The following is a 14,516-nucleotide window of genomic DNA, read 5'->3' as shown; positions in this document are numbered from 1 at the left end:
AAAGTTTCACAACAGGGCTTAGTGTAACTATTTATTAAATTTATCCTAAAAATATTTCTGTTTAGTACTTACGATTTTTAGTTTGGCTAATTATTTTAAGGCTAGCTAGTTTTTAGCTGTAATTATTAACTTTTGGAGCTAATTCTGGGTTTTAATTTTGAATTGGATTTATTTATAAAAAAATTCCCCCTAAAAATTAGGTTTTTGGCTAATTTTTAGGGGGAATTTTAATTTTATTCAATCATCATCTTATTTTAAAAAATGAGCTCCATTGATTATTTTAATAATTATATACATTTATAGATTAAACTGTGCCTAAGCATAAACATTTTGATGCATTTAGCTTAATACCAGCACTAGTCATAGAAACATCAAAGAGTATAATTCTACATAAATCTTAAGTTATTAAGAAATTATAAATATAATGTTTAACTTACATAACAGGAGATAAAAATGGAAAAACCTAAAAAAAGTAAAAATTATAGAAGTAAGTTGATGAAGACCATCCTATTTTTATTAATTTGTATAATCCCAGCGTTGATTGCGTATGAAGCATATCAGTTAGTAGCAAAAAGTTCTTCATACGAAGTAAATAATATTAAAGTAGCAGTCGTAAATGAAGATCGACCTACACAACAAAATAATCGTACTTGGGATGTTGGAGGTCAATTAGTAAACAAGCTACGTGACGACAAAAAGAGTAAGGTGCATTGGCATTTTGTATCAGAAAACGAATCTAAACGAGAATTAAATGATGGCGATGTTGATATGGCTGTTTATTTGCCATCCGATTTATCCATTAATGCTGCTTCTGCTCTAGGACCGAGACCGCGACTGAGTAACATTAAAATTAGAATGGCAAAACGAAATAATTTTATGTCGGTTCAGGTTAATCAACAAATTGCTAATGATGTAAAACAAATTGTAACTGCAAATATTCAAGCGGTTTACGATAAGATTTTATTAAACGATATTAAAGAAATGGGTAATCAGATGAAAATTGCTTCGAAAGGAAGCAATCAGATTAATGGAAATGTCCTAACCGTTAGATCAGGTAAAGTTTCTGTTTCTCGGGACCTGGATGCCTTAACTCAACAGATGCTTAATTTTCAAGATGGATCAAAGGCAATTGACGGACAAATTAATAGTAATTCACAAATGTTGTCTAACCAGTTAAACGCAAATGCCCAGAATTTTAGCAATCAAATCCAAGGAACATCCCAATCATTTAATTCTAAAGTGGGTGCTAATCAGCAGGCCATGTCGTCCCAGTTAAATGATTTATCTGGTAATTTTGACAATCAGTTAAATACTTTAGCAACCGGAATTGATACGTTAACCATTAATAATAAAAAAATTAATACTTCGTTAGCAAGCCTCCAGACTGGTTCAAGTTCAGTAGGTGGTGGTCTGCAAAGTTTATCAACTAATTCGGCTGATGCAAGTAAAGCAGTTAATGATTATACCAATAAGTTCGGGGATTTGAACCAGCAGTTAGGTTCACTAAACCAACAAACTGCTGAATTAAATAATAATAGTCAAAGTGATCAAGCAACCGTGGCTAAAACCCAAGCATTTGTTAAATCAGCTGGTAATTTGATTGATCAAGCACTAATTTTAAAAAACATTGATATTACTAATTTAGCTAAGCTCAAAGATGATCAAAAGAATAATGAAGCATTGAAGAATAATGCGCAAGAAATTATTGATAAGGCCAAGGCGGTTGGGGACACTAACCAACAAATAAATAACAATGATAAGAGCGCCTTAGCTAATCTTACTGATCTTGATAAAGATGACTCAATTGCTCCAGATGTAAAAAGTAACTTGAATGATAAATACATTAGTCCGGCTACCAAAAGTTTAACTAGTAATGCAGAACTTAGCTCAAGTGAAGCAGCCGATCTGGACAAAATAACAACTGATGCAACTACGATTCAATCAAGTATTGGAAATTTAAGTGACGAAGTTGCAACCATTAATAAATTGGTCCCTGCAATTCAAGATCTGGATAAAAATGAATTGTTAAGTCCAGAAAATAAAGATGACGCTAAAACCTTGACTGAAGCTTTACCACATGTTGTTAAAACGCTCCAAAGTATTAAGGGATTGTCTGATGCCACTGATCAATCCACTAAGACCAGTAATTCATTAGCAAATAACTCGGAAGGGATTAATAATAATGTCGCCGGGTTACAAACCTTAGTAAACAAAGTTAATAGCGATTATTCTGGAGTGGATAAAGGACTTAATGGGTCTAAAACTGATTCAGATGGAGTAATCAATGAAGGACAAGCCGTAGCCGAGAATGGTGGCCAAATTAAAGCTAATAAAGCCCAGGCAATTAGAGGGGTTAATAATAGTGCGGATCAAGGCAACGCAGCGCTTGCCAATGATTTACAAGCTGGCTTAGGCCAGTTAAGTTCCAACTTAGATAGTTATAAAGGTTTTGATTTAAGTAACATGAATCAAAATATGATCGATAAAGTTGCAGCTAATGAAAAAAACAATAATGATCAATTAGCTAATGCTGCGGATTCGGTTAAGGGCGTCTCACAAAAAGCTTCTGATAATGACAATAAAATTCACGATGCTTTAGGCAATTTAATTAATAACAACCGACAGTTACATGGATTATTAAATCGAAATGCGGAAAAAGTTATCCCAATTAATGCAAAGCAGAAAAACGTGAATAGCATGATAAATCCGGTTAATAATACGGTTTCTGGTAAGGGATATGGGGCTACCCTTAATAAGTTATTTGCGCCAACAATTATTGCAGTAGTCTTGTATGTTGGGGCGTTGCTAACTTATATGGCAAAAATTTACTCTAGAAGACATCGGAGCATTAGTTTTGGATATAAAGCGGTTACTGCAATTGCGATAATTCAAGCCATTACAGTTGATTTTATTTCAGTTTATTTCCAAGTAGAGCCAAGTAACATCGTATTGTTACTTTTGATTTCTACAGTTGCAGCACTTAGTTTTAACTACATTAGTTTAGCGATGAATAAGATTATGGGATTAGTTGGGTTAATCCTGATGGTGGTGCTATTAGCAGTTCAAATTGTAATATCAAATAACGTTATTCCAGCCAACGCGCTGGGAATCTTTAATAAGCTAGCATTCTTATTACCATTAACATATGGAGTTAAAGCCCTTAATGATGTAATTAACAGCTTATTGTATACTCCTGCTTTAACTGGAGACATGCTTGCATTAGTCGCTTACCCAGCCATTTTGTTTGCAATTAGTTTTGGGTTGCAAAAATATCGTGAACGGAAAATGTTAGAAAAAGACTAAAAATTAATTAATAGGTGAATTGAAAATGAACGAAAAATTAAAAATGCTGCCAGTCGGGTCAATTGTTTATTTGAACGAAGGTAATGTAAAAATGGTGATTGTGGCCAATGGTCAATTGATTGCCAACGATAATAACGAATTACCGACGTATTGGGATTATCTAGGCGGGGTTTTCCCGCAGGGATTTGATCCTGATAATATGTACTATTTTAATCAGAACGACATCGATAAAGTGATTTTTCGAGGCTATGAAGATGATAATAGTGAAAGATATGCTCAGTTAATTAAAGACTGGAAAGCAAGTCATCAAAAGGAATACCAGGTTGAAAAAGGAATTAATCTCCAAATGCTAAGGAATGAGGCAAGCGAGATTGCTGACTACGATGAAATAAATGAAGAATAATATTTTTTAGGAGAATAAAGATGGTAAAAATTAGTTCTGATAGTGGCATCGTACAAGAAGCGGTTAGTGGGTTACAACATTTTAATCCCATCAACGTTAATAAATCTAATGCCAGTTATAGCAATATTGCTGGGTTACTTGCTGGCAATAATAGTGTTCGAAAATTAGCTAAAGCAACTAATTCGATGGAAAAATTACTGCAGGATAAGGCGATGACGTTTACCAAGGTCGATACCAAAAAACATGGTGATGACGCTAGTTTGGCTCAAGGATTTAAGTGATGGATAAAAGAAAACTAAAAGAATTAAATGAACAACTAGCTAATTTAAAAAAAGCCCAAATTAGTGAGGAAAATCAAACAGATGCCTACTATCAAGAAATTCGGAGCCAGTCTAGAAAAATTATGGATAGTCTAACTGCTTTAGGGGCGAATGGAGATCTGGCGATGCAGAAATTATCTACCTACATGGCTAATCAAGATTTAGAGTTAAGTCGCCTATTAAGAACAATTTCTGCAACTTCAAACGATTACTTTTGCGATAAAAAACGGCAACTAGAAAATAAAGTGGAGGAAGAACAATGGGACTGAAATATGATAGCGGCGAATCCCAACAAATGATTTCTAGCTTACAAGTGACCATTGGTCTGACTTCAGCCTTTATTCAAACCGCTGAAAGTGGAATCTATCAATTGATTGCTAGCGTCGGAAAAGATGGGATGACGGGAGAAGCCTACGAAAGCGGGAAAAATCTTTTTAACGGTCAAATTAAAGGTGAAGTCCGTAAATTAAAAAGTGCAACTGATAAATTGAAGAAGGATTTATCAACTTATGAAGCAGCTAATCAAAGAGTTAGTCATTATGGGCGAATTGATGAAGATCAATTAGAAAGTACTAGATCCCAAATTAAAAAACAAATTAGCAATTTAAAAAGGATGCAACGCGATTATCAGCATAAGAGCAGTAAAGCTGATGATGTAGGGTTATCCATGATTTATCGTAGTCATGCTTCGCACATCCAATGGCAGATTGACGGGCAAAATGAAGGATTACATGCCATCGAAAAAGAATTAGCTGATTTGAGAAGCTATAATCAGCGTGTCAGCGGCTTATTTAAGTCGGGGATTGAAGCGACTAAGCACGTACAATCTAGCATTAATAGTTCTGGAGGCAAAACGAGCTCTTCTTTAATAAAAGAACTTGAAAAACTTATGGAGGACGGGCAGAAGTTTACTGATCAAGACAATTTCATTAGACTTCAACAATTGCTGAAATTATATCCGAAAGGAATAATTAAAGCTGTCCTTGATAGTAAAGAATTGACAAACTTCGCTAATACTTATATATCATCATCTCACAAAATTAAATTAATGCGGCTCTTAGTTAAATACAGAAAATTAGGAGATAAAACATTTTTAAAAGTCCTCAGTATTAACAAAATTGGTTCCGCCGTTAAATGTGTAGATTATTTTACTTCTCCTTTTAAGTCATTTACAGCTAAAGGTTTAAAGATGATTCCTAAAGTAAAAGGAATAATTGGAAAAGGTGGAGGTGCTGCGACCTGGGCCGAACTAGTCATTACTTTTGCTTCCAGTGCAGTAGGGGAATTCCAAAAAACTAAAAGCATTGGGAAGGCATCTATCGGTGGAGCACTTGATACCGTTAAAAGTGTGGGACCACTTGAAGGAGCAGCTGTTGGTGCATCAGTCGGTGGAGCGATTGGATCTGTAGTCCCAATTTTTGGAACTGGTGTTGGAGTATTAGCAGGTACAGTTTTCGGAGGAATATTTGGAGCATCAAATTCGATTAATAATTTCATTCATCCACATTTCTATTCTGGTCTAAAGAAAACGGCTTATTCAGACTACGATAAAATAAAGAAAACGGCTTATTCAGACTACGATAAAATAAAGAAAACGGCTTATTCAGACTACGATAAAATAAAGAAAACGGCTTATTCAGACTACGATAAAATAAAGAAAACGGCTTATTCAGACTACGATAAAATAAAGAAAACGGCTTATTCAGACTACGATAAAATAAAGAAAACGGCTTATTCAGACTACGATAAAATAAAGAAAACGACTTACTCAAACTACGATAAAGTAAAAAAGGTGGATTATTCAAACTACGATAAAATAAAAAGCGTGGGCAAGGCGAAAACGCTTTTTAACAATAAATCTAAATTTAAATTTACATGTTTTTCGCCCATATTTTAGGAGTTAATCATGACCAAAAGCATTTTTTCAGCAACCTTTGAGGAAAGCAAGAACCTATTAAATGATTCTTTCTATAAAAAAGATAAAGCGGATCAAGCTAATAACGAAAAAAGATTTAAATATAATCGGAAAAAAATTGTTACCTTTGAAATACTAGGTGGTATTTTTGCTACATTATTTTTACTTATTCTTCCTGGTTGGGGTGCATCCTATCTTTGCACAAGGTTAGCTCTCGAAAAGGGAATCCCTAATTTTTCCCCCTTCTTTATTTTTAAAGGTGGATTACTTCTTCTTTTAATATTTGGAATTATAAGTTTAATTGTTCCGAAATATTGGAAAATTTTTTGGGGAAAATTTGATTATTCATTTATAGGAATAGTTTGGTTATTAATTGAAGCAAATGGCGTTATTTGTTTAATTGGCTATGTGTTCCATGAGTTTTATTTACTACTTTTAACTTATTTCGTTTTACTAATAATTTTAATTATGTTCATCATTCATCGAATTCATTTAACGAAAATATTACTATATAAAGTTAAAGAAAATCAGTTAGATATAACTTTCAAAAGAACGATAAATTTGTTATATGCAATTATACCATCTCTTGTTTCCATTTATTTTGTAATTAAAATTATTAATCCCAATGTAGTTAAAACCAATTTTACTTTTACGGTTCTTATAACTGGTTCTCTCCTGTTCTCTTTCTGCTTAAATTTATTTGGAATCTTCCTAGAAGTATACCAAGTTTCTACTTACCTTCTGGTTGGATATTATTACCATAAATACTCCGAAGACTACCGCAAATTAGAGAATAAGACTTATCAGCAGTGGTATGGGAAATTCTACATGAAATTAAAGGGGTTAAAAGATGATGAAACTAAGCAATAAAATGGTAGTTTCAGTTAATTTGGAGGTGAATTATGACTAAGAGCATCTTTTCCGCGACATTCGCCGAAAGCAAAAATTTATTAAATGATTATTTCTACAAGAACAATAAAGCCAATCAAGCTAATACACATAGAAGATTCAACTACAATCACACCAAAATATTAGTAGCTGAAACGGCAGCAACTATATTTTTTGTATTATTTTTTTTTATTCTTCCTTGTTGGGTAGTATCTTATCTTTGTACGAAGGAAGCTATTGAAAAGGGAATTCCTAATTTTTTTCCTTTTTTTATTTTTAAAGGTGGATTATTCCTTCTTTTAATATTTGGAATTGTAAGCTTAATTGCCCCTAATTATTTAAAAGTTTTTTGGAGTAAATTTGATTTATCTTTTATTAGGAGGAGTTTGGCAATCAATTAGTTTTAATGCTTTTTTTTGTTTAATTGCTTATAAAACAAATCAACTTCGTTTAGTTATTTTGCTATATCCAATTGTAGTAATATTCTTAATTATATTTATCATACATCGAATTCATTTAACAAAAATTTTGTTATACAGTGTTAAAGAAAATCATGTAGATATAACTTTTAAAAGAACGATAAAATTATCATCTATAATTATTCCATTTTGCATCTTTATTTATTTTATAATTAAATCTATTAATCCTGATTTAGTGAAGATAAATTATACTCCAATTGTTATTATCTTGTTCGCTTTTTGCTTAACTTTATTGATGATTTTTATGGAGGTATATTCAGTTTCTACCTATCTTTTGGTCGGGTATTATTACCATAAGTACTCCGAAGACTACCGCAAATTAGAGAATAAGACTTATCAGCAGTGGTATGGGAAATTCTACATGAAGCTAAAAGGGTTAAAAAATAATGAAAACAATCAATAAAAGGACTCATATAAGGAGGTTCTAACATGACTGAAAGCACAAAATTATTACCACTCGGAAGTATTGTAATTTTAAAAGAGGGTTTACAAAAATTAATGATTGTTGGAAGGGGTGCTGTTTATGGTGACTCTGAAACTGGAGAAGAAAAATTTGCAGATTATATGGCAGTTATCTATCCTTCAGGAATTGATCCAGAAACTACAATCTTTTTTAATCAAAGCGACATTGATAAAGTTATTTTTAAAGGGTTTTCTGATGAAGAAGAAATTAGATTTTTAGATATTTATGCTAAATGGAAACAAGAAAATTATCCCGATGAAGAATAAAACAGGCTCTAGTGAATTTCAGAACCATAGTTGGGAAGCGGAATCGTCGAGAATCGCTTTAACAAGCCCACTAAAGGTAATTTTACGGAATGTGTAGATAATCTATAAAAGAGGTCTGATTTATGACCTTCTTTTTTTATAATTAGTGTAAAATTAATTGTGAGGTGGATTAATTGAATAATCATATAAATATAGAAATTAGGAATGGGAAAGAGAGTTTAGATCTCCGGATTCCTAATAAGTTAACGTTAAAATCATTAAAGCGACTAATTGCCCCAATTCTTTTTAGAGAGGGAATCGTAGACAATGATTTTTATGAGCTAAAGGTTGCTAATAAAAGTGGATTCTTTGTACTACCATTGAAAGATTATGCGATTGGAGACGGTGATATTTTCATAATTTCGCATTTAGGAGAAGATGATAATGAGAGAGATTAGTAATGGTGAAATGAACTTAAAAATAAATTATCTTGATGATAAAATTGAGGTTTTTTTAGAAGCTAAACAAGTCCAAGAAGGTACGATGGACATTATCAATGATTATCTTGAAAGTGATGATAATTTATTTTTAACTGGCAAAATTAGTCATCAGGAAGATGGATCTTATAAAATTGTTTATAATAATCCGGGTTCTTTGGTTTCTCTACGAAATATGGCTAGTCATTCTAGCCATTTTAATCGGCTCAAATTAGCATTAAGGGTAATTAACCTTGTGAATGTACCTCATTATAGGTTTGTTATGTTTTTAAATCCAAGAAATATGGTAGTTACCCCTAATCAGGATATAAAAGTAGCTCATCGAGGAATTCATGAATTAATGGATCCAATGGAAATAACTGAAGCTGAAAAATTAAAGCAAATTAAGGCGATGATAATTAGCATCGTAGTAAATAAAGTTGAGTTTGATGACGTTATTAATGACAGCAAATTAATTGCTAAGAATAAATTTGCTGCGAAAATCATTGCAATTGATAGTTTTGAACAATTACAAAATTACATGACAAAATTAACTGCAATTGAATCTAAACATCAAAATAGCATTACTAAAACAATGCCAAAATGGGTTTATCGAACTTTAGTTTGGGGAAGTGGGCTATTGCTTTTAATCTCAATTGTTATCTGTATTAGTTGGGCAGTTTCGCTACATAAAACGCAGGGACAGAGAATGGAACTCCAATCTACGAATGCTTACCTAGATGGCAGATACCAAGATGCAGTTAATGTGATGGCAAAGCAAAATCCTGATCGATTGTCAGTTGAGGAACAATATGTGTTAGCTCAAAGCTATGTTCATTTATCCAATTTAAACAATGGTCAAAAAACAAAGTTCTTAGATCAACTATCACCTAATTCCGACAATAATTTAGTGATGTTTTGGATTAGTGACGGAAGAAAAAAATACAACGATGAGTTAAATTATGCGAAAAAATTGAATGATAATGAACTAATTTTACATGCTTATCAGCAATTACTATTAGAGGTTAAGGATAACGGATCAATTAGTGGTGAAAAGAAACAAAAATTATTGAAGGAATATCAAGATGCCGTTAACTCGTACCAAAAGAAAGTTTCGCCTAAGAAGGATAAAAACGATAATAAATAGGAATACTTAACAGTAAAGGTAAGATTATGATAAACGAAAAGCAAAGGGAAACTAGGAACTACTATCCTTATGTACCTAATTTTGATAATAGTATCATTGCAAAAAATGACATAACCTATATTATTTTCGCTTGGGATGCAGAATTTGAATATTTTGAGTTTAGTAACGATACTAATACGTGTCGCTTAAACAATGACCAGGAGCTGAAGGTCGAAGATGGGTTAGCTTATTTAGACGACCGCGAAATTGAAATAAATCGGGTTATTAAAACTGGAAACCTAAGTTTAATTATTAAGCCGTATCAAGATTTGAAGATTATCACCACGAATTTACCTGATAGATTAGTAACCATTAGCAATAACCAAAATGCACCATTAAGTGGACTAGTTAAAGGTGCCCATCAAGAACTAATTTTAAAACCGCAGAAAAACGATATCGGTAGCTACAACTATAAATATAACTTTGGAGTTATGAACTTAGCTAGTAAAACTTACATTAACGATGTGATCATTACTAACGATACCAAGGGTTATTTAAACGTTGGAGATACTATTTTTATTAATGGAATCTACATTGAGCGAAATCAATATCAATTGAAAATAACCGAAATTTTTGCCGATATTTATTTGGATTCTAATTATTTTATTAACGAAAAATTTGTTCCCCAAACTCCCAAAAACTTCCCTGAATATGCAAGGTCTCCTAGAGTTAGATTAACCCAACCTAATGATAAAATCTCGGTTAAAAGTCCTAAAGAAGACGATGAGATGCATACAGATTTAATTAGAACGGCCTTACCAGCAACGGGAATGCTATTTGCTACGGTTTTAATGACCCTCGTAACTGGTTTAAATGTGTATATGATGGTGGGAATGGGTTCAATGTCTCTAATCACTGTATTTACCACTTTTTATATTTATCGGAAGGATAAAAGGAAGCTTAAAAGTGATAATTTAGAGAAAAATAGTGATTATGAAACTTATTTATACAATGTTAGTAAAAAAATTAATAAGTTGAACCAGCAACAAAGACAAGCATTGCACTATTTATATCCCAATATGCGGATTTTGTACCAAATGGTGAAGGATTATAATCATCGAATTTTTGAAAAGAAGAATACCGATGATGATTTTTTGGAATTTCAAGTTGGAACTGGAGTAATTGATAGCTCCTATACGATTGATTTTCGAAGTGATGAAAATCAAAAGGGGAATCCGTTATATAAGCAAGCCAAAGACTTGGTTGTGGATCCAATGAGAAAATTGAAAGATGCACCAGTTAGGTTGAGTTTAATGGACACGACAGTTGGTTTGGTTGGGGAGTATAAAACCGTTCGCCCAACGATTACAACCATGATTATGCAACTGGCGACCTTTCAATCTTATGAAGATGTGCAATTTCTTTTATTAGTACCAGAAAAAAACCAGGCCGATTGGTTAGAGTTTAGGTGGCTGAAACACCTTAATATTACTGGAATTGGTTTGCGTGGATTGGTTTTTGATGAATCGACTAGACAAGCTATTTTAAATCCTTTTTATCAATTACTAAAGAAGCGAAGACAAAAAATTAGGGAAGCTAAAAATAAAAAGCTTCAATTTGCGGTACATTATGTCATGGTCATCTTGGAAGATGAGTGGCTAAATGAATCTGAATTAAATGAATTTTTAGACGGTGACATGTCTAAATACGGAGTAACCGTTATTTGGGTCAAAAACAAAGTTGATGCATTACCTTCCACGGTCAATACAATGATTACGTTTGAGAATGAAGATTCTGCTGTGATTGTCAATCAAAATGGTGAATATGTTGATCAATCATTTAGACCATTGGTTTTGCCCCCAGATGTAGATGTAAGAGATTACATTACGCATATCGCTAACCTAAATATTTTAACTGTTAAGAAGAATTCCATTCCGGACCAAGTTTCATTTTTAGATTTATACGGAGTAAAGAGAACCGAGCAGTTGAGGATTGCAGCTCGGTGGGCTAAAGCTAATCCAATCAAGAGTCTTGCTGTTCCCTTAGGGTTAAAAGGGAAAGACGACATCATCAAGCTTGATCTAAATGAAAAAGCAGATGGCCCGCATGGATTAGTAGCAGGAACAACTGGTTCCGGTAAATCAGAAACGCTCCAAAGTTATTTATTAAGTTTGGCAGTTAATTTTTCACCTGAAGACGTTGGTTTTTTGCCAATCGACTTTAAGGGTGGGGGAATGGCTAATTTATTTAGAAATTTACCACATTTAATGGGATCCATCACCAACTTAGATGGAGCTGCCACTACGAGAGCGTTGGCAAGTATTAAAGCTGAATTACAAAAGCGACAGCGCTTATTTGATAAGTTTCGCGTTAATAGTATTAATGGGTACACCCAAAAGTATCAGGAAGGAAAGAAAAAGGGAGTATCTAAGGACAGTACCGAATATCCGACTGAACCATTACCCCATTTATTTTTGATTTCTGATGAATTTGCTGAATTAAAGGATAATCAGCCGGACTTTATGACTGAATTAGTTTCAACCGCCAGAATTGGACGTTCTTTAGGGGTACATCTGATTTTAGCAACCCAAAAACCAGCTGGGGTAGTTAACGACCAAATTTGGTCAAATTCTCGGTTTCATATCGCCTTAAAGATGCAAGATGAAGCGGATTCAAAGGAAGTTCTGAAAACCCCGGATGCGGCAAGAATAACTCAACCGGGACGAGCTTACTTACAGGTCGGAAATAACGAACTATATGAATTATTTCAAAGTGCTTGGTCAGGGGCAACCTATGAGCCAAATAAGGTCAAAAGAGTTAGAAAGACAGATAATCGAGTTTGGACAATCAATGAATTGGGTCAGTACGTATTAGCTTTTGATGATGAAAATGAAGAAGTATTAAAGACGGAATTGTTTGCTAAAGATGAAGAAAATATTCCAACGCAATTAGATGCAGTAATTGATGAAGTAGTTAAAGCAACTAAAGAGGTAAAACCGGTTATTCCAGCAAGACCATGGTTGCCTCCTTTGAAAGATAAAATGGTCACTCCACTAATTGATTACAAACAAGATTGGAAAGAGCCTAGAAACTTAACGATTCCATTAGGAGTTCTTGATTTACCTAAGCAACAAACTCAACAGCAATTTGATTTTGATTTAGAAAAACGGAGTCACACCGCTATTTATGGAAGTCCTGGATACGGTAAATCAACCCTGTTACAAACCATTATTTTAAATTTAGCTAGAGAAAACAATCCAGAACAAGTTCAATTTAGTTTATTTGATTTTGGCGCACATGGATTATTTGCTTTGAGTGGACTGCCTAATACTAGCGACATTGTCAGCTTAGATATGCCTGAAAAACTGCATAAAATGATTAAACGGTTGCATAGCGAAATTAAAGAACGAAAATTGCGACTACTAAAAGCGGGCGTCTCTTCTTATAAACAATATGAAGAAACAACAGGCGAGGTATTTTCAGTTCAAGTAGTTGTGTTAGACGGATATGATGCCCTAGTTGACAGTAAGTATCGAGAATCAGTTGATTTATTGTTAAGTGACATTTTACGTGAAGGTGCCTCGTTAGGGATGTATTTAATTTTAGCCGCAAGCCGTGTTACAGCGGTACGTTCCTCGATGCGTAGTAATATTGAGACTCAAATGTCCTTATATTTACTTGATAATGATGATTTAATTACTTTATATGGTAAAGCTAGAATTGATACAGGTGATATAAACGGTAGAGGTGAAATCCTCTTAGATGAGCCAACCGAAATTCAATTCTATTTACCGGTTTCAGGCCAAGATGATGCCAGCCGGGTTATTGAATTAAAGAAAACAATTGACCAGCTAGATAATGCTTGGACAGGGAAAAGACCTGCTAAAATCCCCATGGTACCAAGTGATATTGATGAGTTTGACTTTATTAGGGACCGCGATGTTGCAAGATTAGCTAATAAACATCATGTACTTCCACTGGGATACCGATTTAAGGATGCAAAACCGGTTGGAATTGACTTTAATGATAGTAGATTTTTCTCAATTGCCTATGAAGATGATACACAACAAGTTAATATGCTTAAACGAATTCAAGCAGGGAATGATATTTTTGAAAAGCCACTGCCACTAATCGTAATTGACTCTGAGGATATGATTGAATCGATGCAAAATGATGGGATTGAATACTTTGGAAGTGAACAGTTTGGCGAAGCGAAGGCAAAAATCGCTGAAATCACAGAGTCTAATCCGGCCATTATTTACATTATGAATGCGGATGTGTTTTTGAAGCAGATTGATAGTAAAACTCTAAATGAATGGATTAAGCATGGGTATAAAAATGGTAAACGTTTAATTATCGGCTTCTATCATCGTTGGTTGATTAAGTACGATACGGCCTCGCAACTAATCAAAGAGAATAATAAAGATGGATTACTTTTAATGAGACAAAATGATCAACAAATTATTGAAGCCACGGAGAGTCTTAGAGAACCTGATTTGAAGGATGATGAATCGTATCTTTATCATCGGAGAAAAATTGAAAAGATTAAAATGATCCAAATTAATGATTATGAAAGTGACGAATTCTAATGGAAGATAAAACAGAATTATCCTTAGAAGAAAAAGAGGGTCGCTTAAAATATATTAATAAAGTAATTGATGACGGAGAATCTCAACTTAGAGACGTTAAAAAATATCAAATGGAGCTAAGTGAGCGGCTTATAAATTTAGCGCAAAAAAATGATCTAATGGCCTCAAATGAATTTAAAAAAGGATACAATGAGGCTATGGAAATATTAGATGATCGCAACTATGAAATTAAAAGAGCTTTGAAATATGTTTATGAAGAACAATATTATCTCAAAAAAGAAATAAATAAAAATAAAAACTAGATTATTT

At 33.3% G+C, this 14,516-nt stretch carries 12 protein-coding genes; all 12 read left to right on the top strand.

All coding sequences use genetic code 11. The annotated features are described in order from the left end of the window. The first annotated feature begins 453 nt into the window (after window positions 1-453). The 12 genes from M3M37_RS05490 (at window position 454) to M3M37_RS05435 (ending at window position 14,509) form a co-directional block, all read left to right on the top strand. Entirely contained in the window at window positions 454-3,303 is a 2,850-nt protein-coding gene (locus M3M37_RS05490) for a YhgE/Pip family protein (protein WP_252794763.1), read from the top strand. Between the two features lie 25 nt (window positions 3,304-3,328). Then, window positions 3,329-3,706, top strand: a complete 378-nt coding sequence (locus M3M37_RS05485; RefSeq protein ID WP_252794761.1) for a DUF4176 domain-containing protein — start codon at window positions 3,329-3,331, stop codon at window positions 3,704-3,706. A gap of 20 nt (window positions 3,707-3,726) precedes the next feature. Continuing rightward, entirely contained in the window at window positions 3,727-3,987 is a 261-nt protein-coding gene (locus M3M37_RS05480) for a hypothetical protein (protein ID WP_252794759.1), read from the top strand. Next, entirely contained in the window at window positions 3,987-4,295 is a 309-nt protein-coding gene (locus M3M37_RS05475; RefSeq protein WP_252794758.1) for a hypothetical protein, read from the top strand. Before M3M37_RS05480 ends, M3M37_RS05475 begins: the two co-directional genes overlap by 1 nt. Then, complete coding sequence (locus tag M3M37_RS05470; protein ID WP_252794756.1) at window positions 4,286-5,923, top strand: hypothetical protein; 1,638 nt, start codon at window positions 4,286-4,288, stop codon at window positions 5,921-5,923. Before M3M37_RS05475 ends, M3M37_RS05470 begins: the two co-directional genes overlap by 10 nt. A gap of 9 nt (window positions 5,924-5,932) precedes the next feature. Beyond that, entirely contained in the window at window positions 5,933-6,811 is an 879-nt protein-coding gene (locus M3M37_RS05465; protein WP_252794754.1) for a hypothetical protein, read from the top strand. 32 nt (window positions 6,812-6,843) lie between these two features. Next, window positions 6,844-7,230, top strand: a complete 387-nt coding sequence (locus M3M37_RS05460; RefSeq protein ID WP_252794752.1) for a hypothetical protein — start codon at window positions 6,844-6,846, stop codon at window positions 7,228-7,230. A 507-nt stretch (window positions 7,231-7,737) separates the two neighbouring features. Continuing rightward, window positions 7,738-8,037 (top strand): DUF4176 domain-containing protein, encoded by a 300-nt coding sequence (locus tag M3M37_RS05455; RefSeq protein WP_252794750.1) that lies wholly within the window; start codon window positions 7,738-7,740, stop codon window positions 8,035-8,037. A gap of 173 nt (window positions 8,038-8,210) precedes the next feature. Further along, complete coding sequence (locus tag M3M37_RS05450) at window positions 8,211-8,474, top strand: EsaB/YukD family protein (protein ID WP_252794748.1); 264 nt, start codon at window positions 8,211-8,213, stop codon at window positions 8,472-8,474. Further along, window positions 8,461-9,639, top strand: coding sequence for a type VII secretion protein EssB/YukC (locus M3M37_RS05445; RefSeq protein WP_252794747.1), 1,179 nt, complete (start codon window positions 8,461-8,463; stop codon window positions 9,637-9,639). The genes M3M37_RS05450 and M3M37_RS05445 overlap by 14 nt, the downstream gene beginning before the upstream one ends. A 26-nt stretch (window positions 9,640-9,665) precedes the next feature. Further along, on the top strand, window positions 9,666-14,207 hold the full coding sequence (gene essC / locus M3M37_RS05440) for a type VII secretion protein EssC (protein ID WP_252794745.1): 4,542 nt from the start codon (window positions 9,666-9,668) through the stop codon (window positions 14,205-14,207). After that, window positions 14,207-14,509 carry a hypothetical protein gene (locus M3M37_RS05435; RefSeq protein ID WP_252794744.1) on the top strand — a complete coding sequence of 101 codons (303 nt, stop codon included), beginning with the start codon at window positions 14,207-14,209 and terminating at the stop codon, window positions 14,507-14,509. Before essC ends, M3M37_RS05435 begins: the two co-directional genes overlap by 1 nt. The last annotated feature ends 7 nt before the right edge of the window (window positions 14,510-14,516 follow it).

Source organism: Fructilactobacillus carniphilus (assembly GCF_024029675.1).
Taxonomy (GTDB): Bacteria; Bacillota; Bacilli; order Lactobacillales; family Lactobacillaceae; genus Fructilactobacillus; species Fructilactobacillus carniphilus.
The sequence above is the reverse complement of the archived record's forward strand: the minus strand, read 5'-3'. Positions and strand labels throughout refer to the sequence as shown.

Coding starts and splice junctions, on each gene's coding strand:
- M3M37_RS05490 (WP_252794763.1), top strand. CDS start 454: ATGGAAAAACCTAAAAAAAGTAAAAATTATAGAAGTAAGTTGATGAAG.
- M3M37_RS05485 (WP_252794761.1), top strand. CDS start 3,329: ATGAACGAAAAATTAAAAATGCTGCCAGTCGGGTCAATTGTTTATTTG.
- M3M37_RS05480 (WP_252794759.1), top strand. CDS start 3,727: ATGGTAAAAATTAGTTCTGATAGTGGCATCGTACAAGAAGCGGTTAGT.
- M3M37_RS05475 (WP_252794758.1), top strand. CDS start 3,987: ATGGATAAAAGAAAACTAAAAGAATTAAATGAACAACTAGCTAATTTA.
- M3M37_RS05470 (WP_252794756.1), top strand. CDS start 4,286: ATGGGACTGAAATATGATAGCGGCGAATCCCAACAAATGATTTCTAGC.
- M3M37_RS05465 (WP_252794754.1), top strand. CDS start 5,933: ATGACCAAAAGCATTTTTTCAGCAACCTTTGAGGAAAGCAAGAACCTA.
- M3M37_RS05460 (WP_252794752.1), top strand. CDS start 6,844: ATGACTAAGAGCATCTTTTCCGCGACATTCGCCGAAAGCAAAAATTTA.
- M3M37_RS05455 (WP_252794750.1), top strand. CDS start 7,738: ATGACTGAAAGCACAAAATTATTACCACTCGGAAGTATTGTAATTTTA.
- M3M37_RS05445 (WP_252794747.1), top strand. CDS start 8,461: ATGAGAGAGATTAGTAATGGTGAAATGAACTTAAAAATAAATTATCTT.
- essC (WP_252794745.1), top strand. CDS start 9,666: ATGATAAACGAAAAGCAAAGGGAAACTAGGAACTACTATCCTTATGTA.
- M3M37_RS05435 (WP_252794744.1), top strand. CDS start 14,207: ATGGAAGATAAAACAGAATTATCCTTAGAAGAAAAAGAGGGTCGCTTA.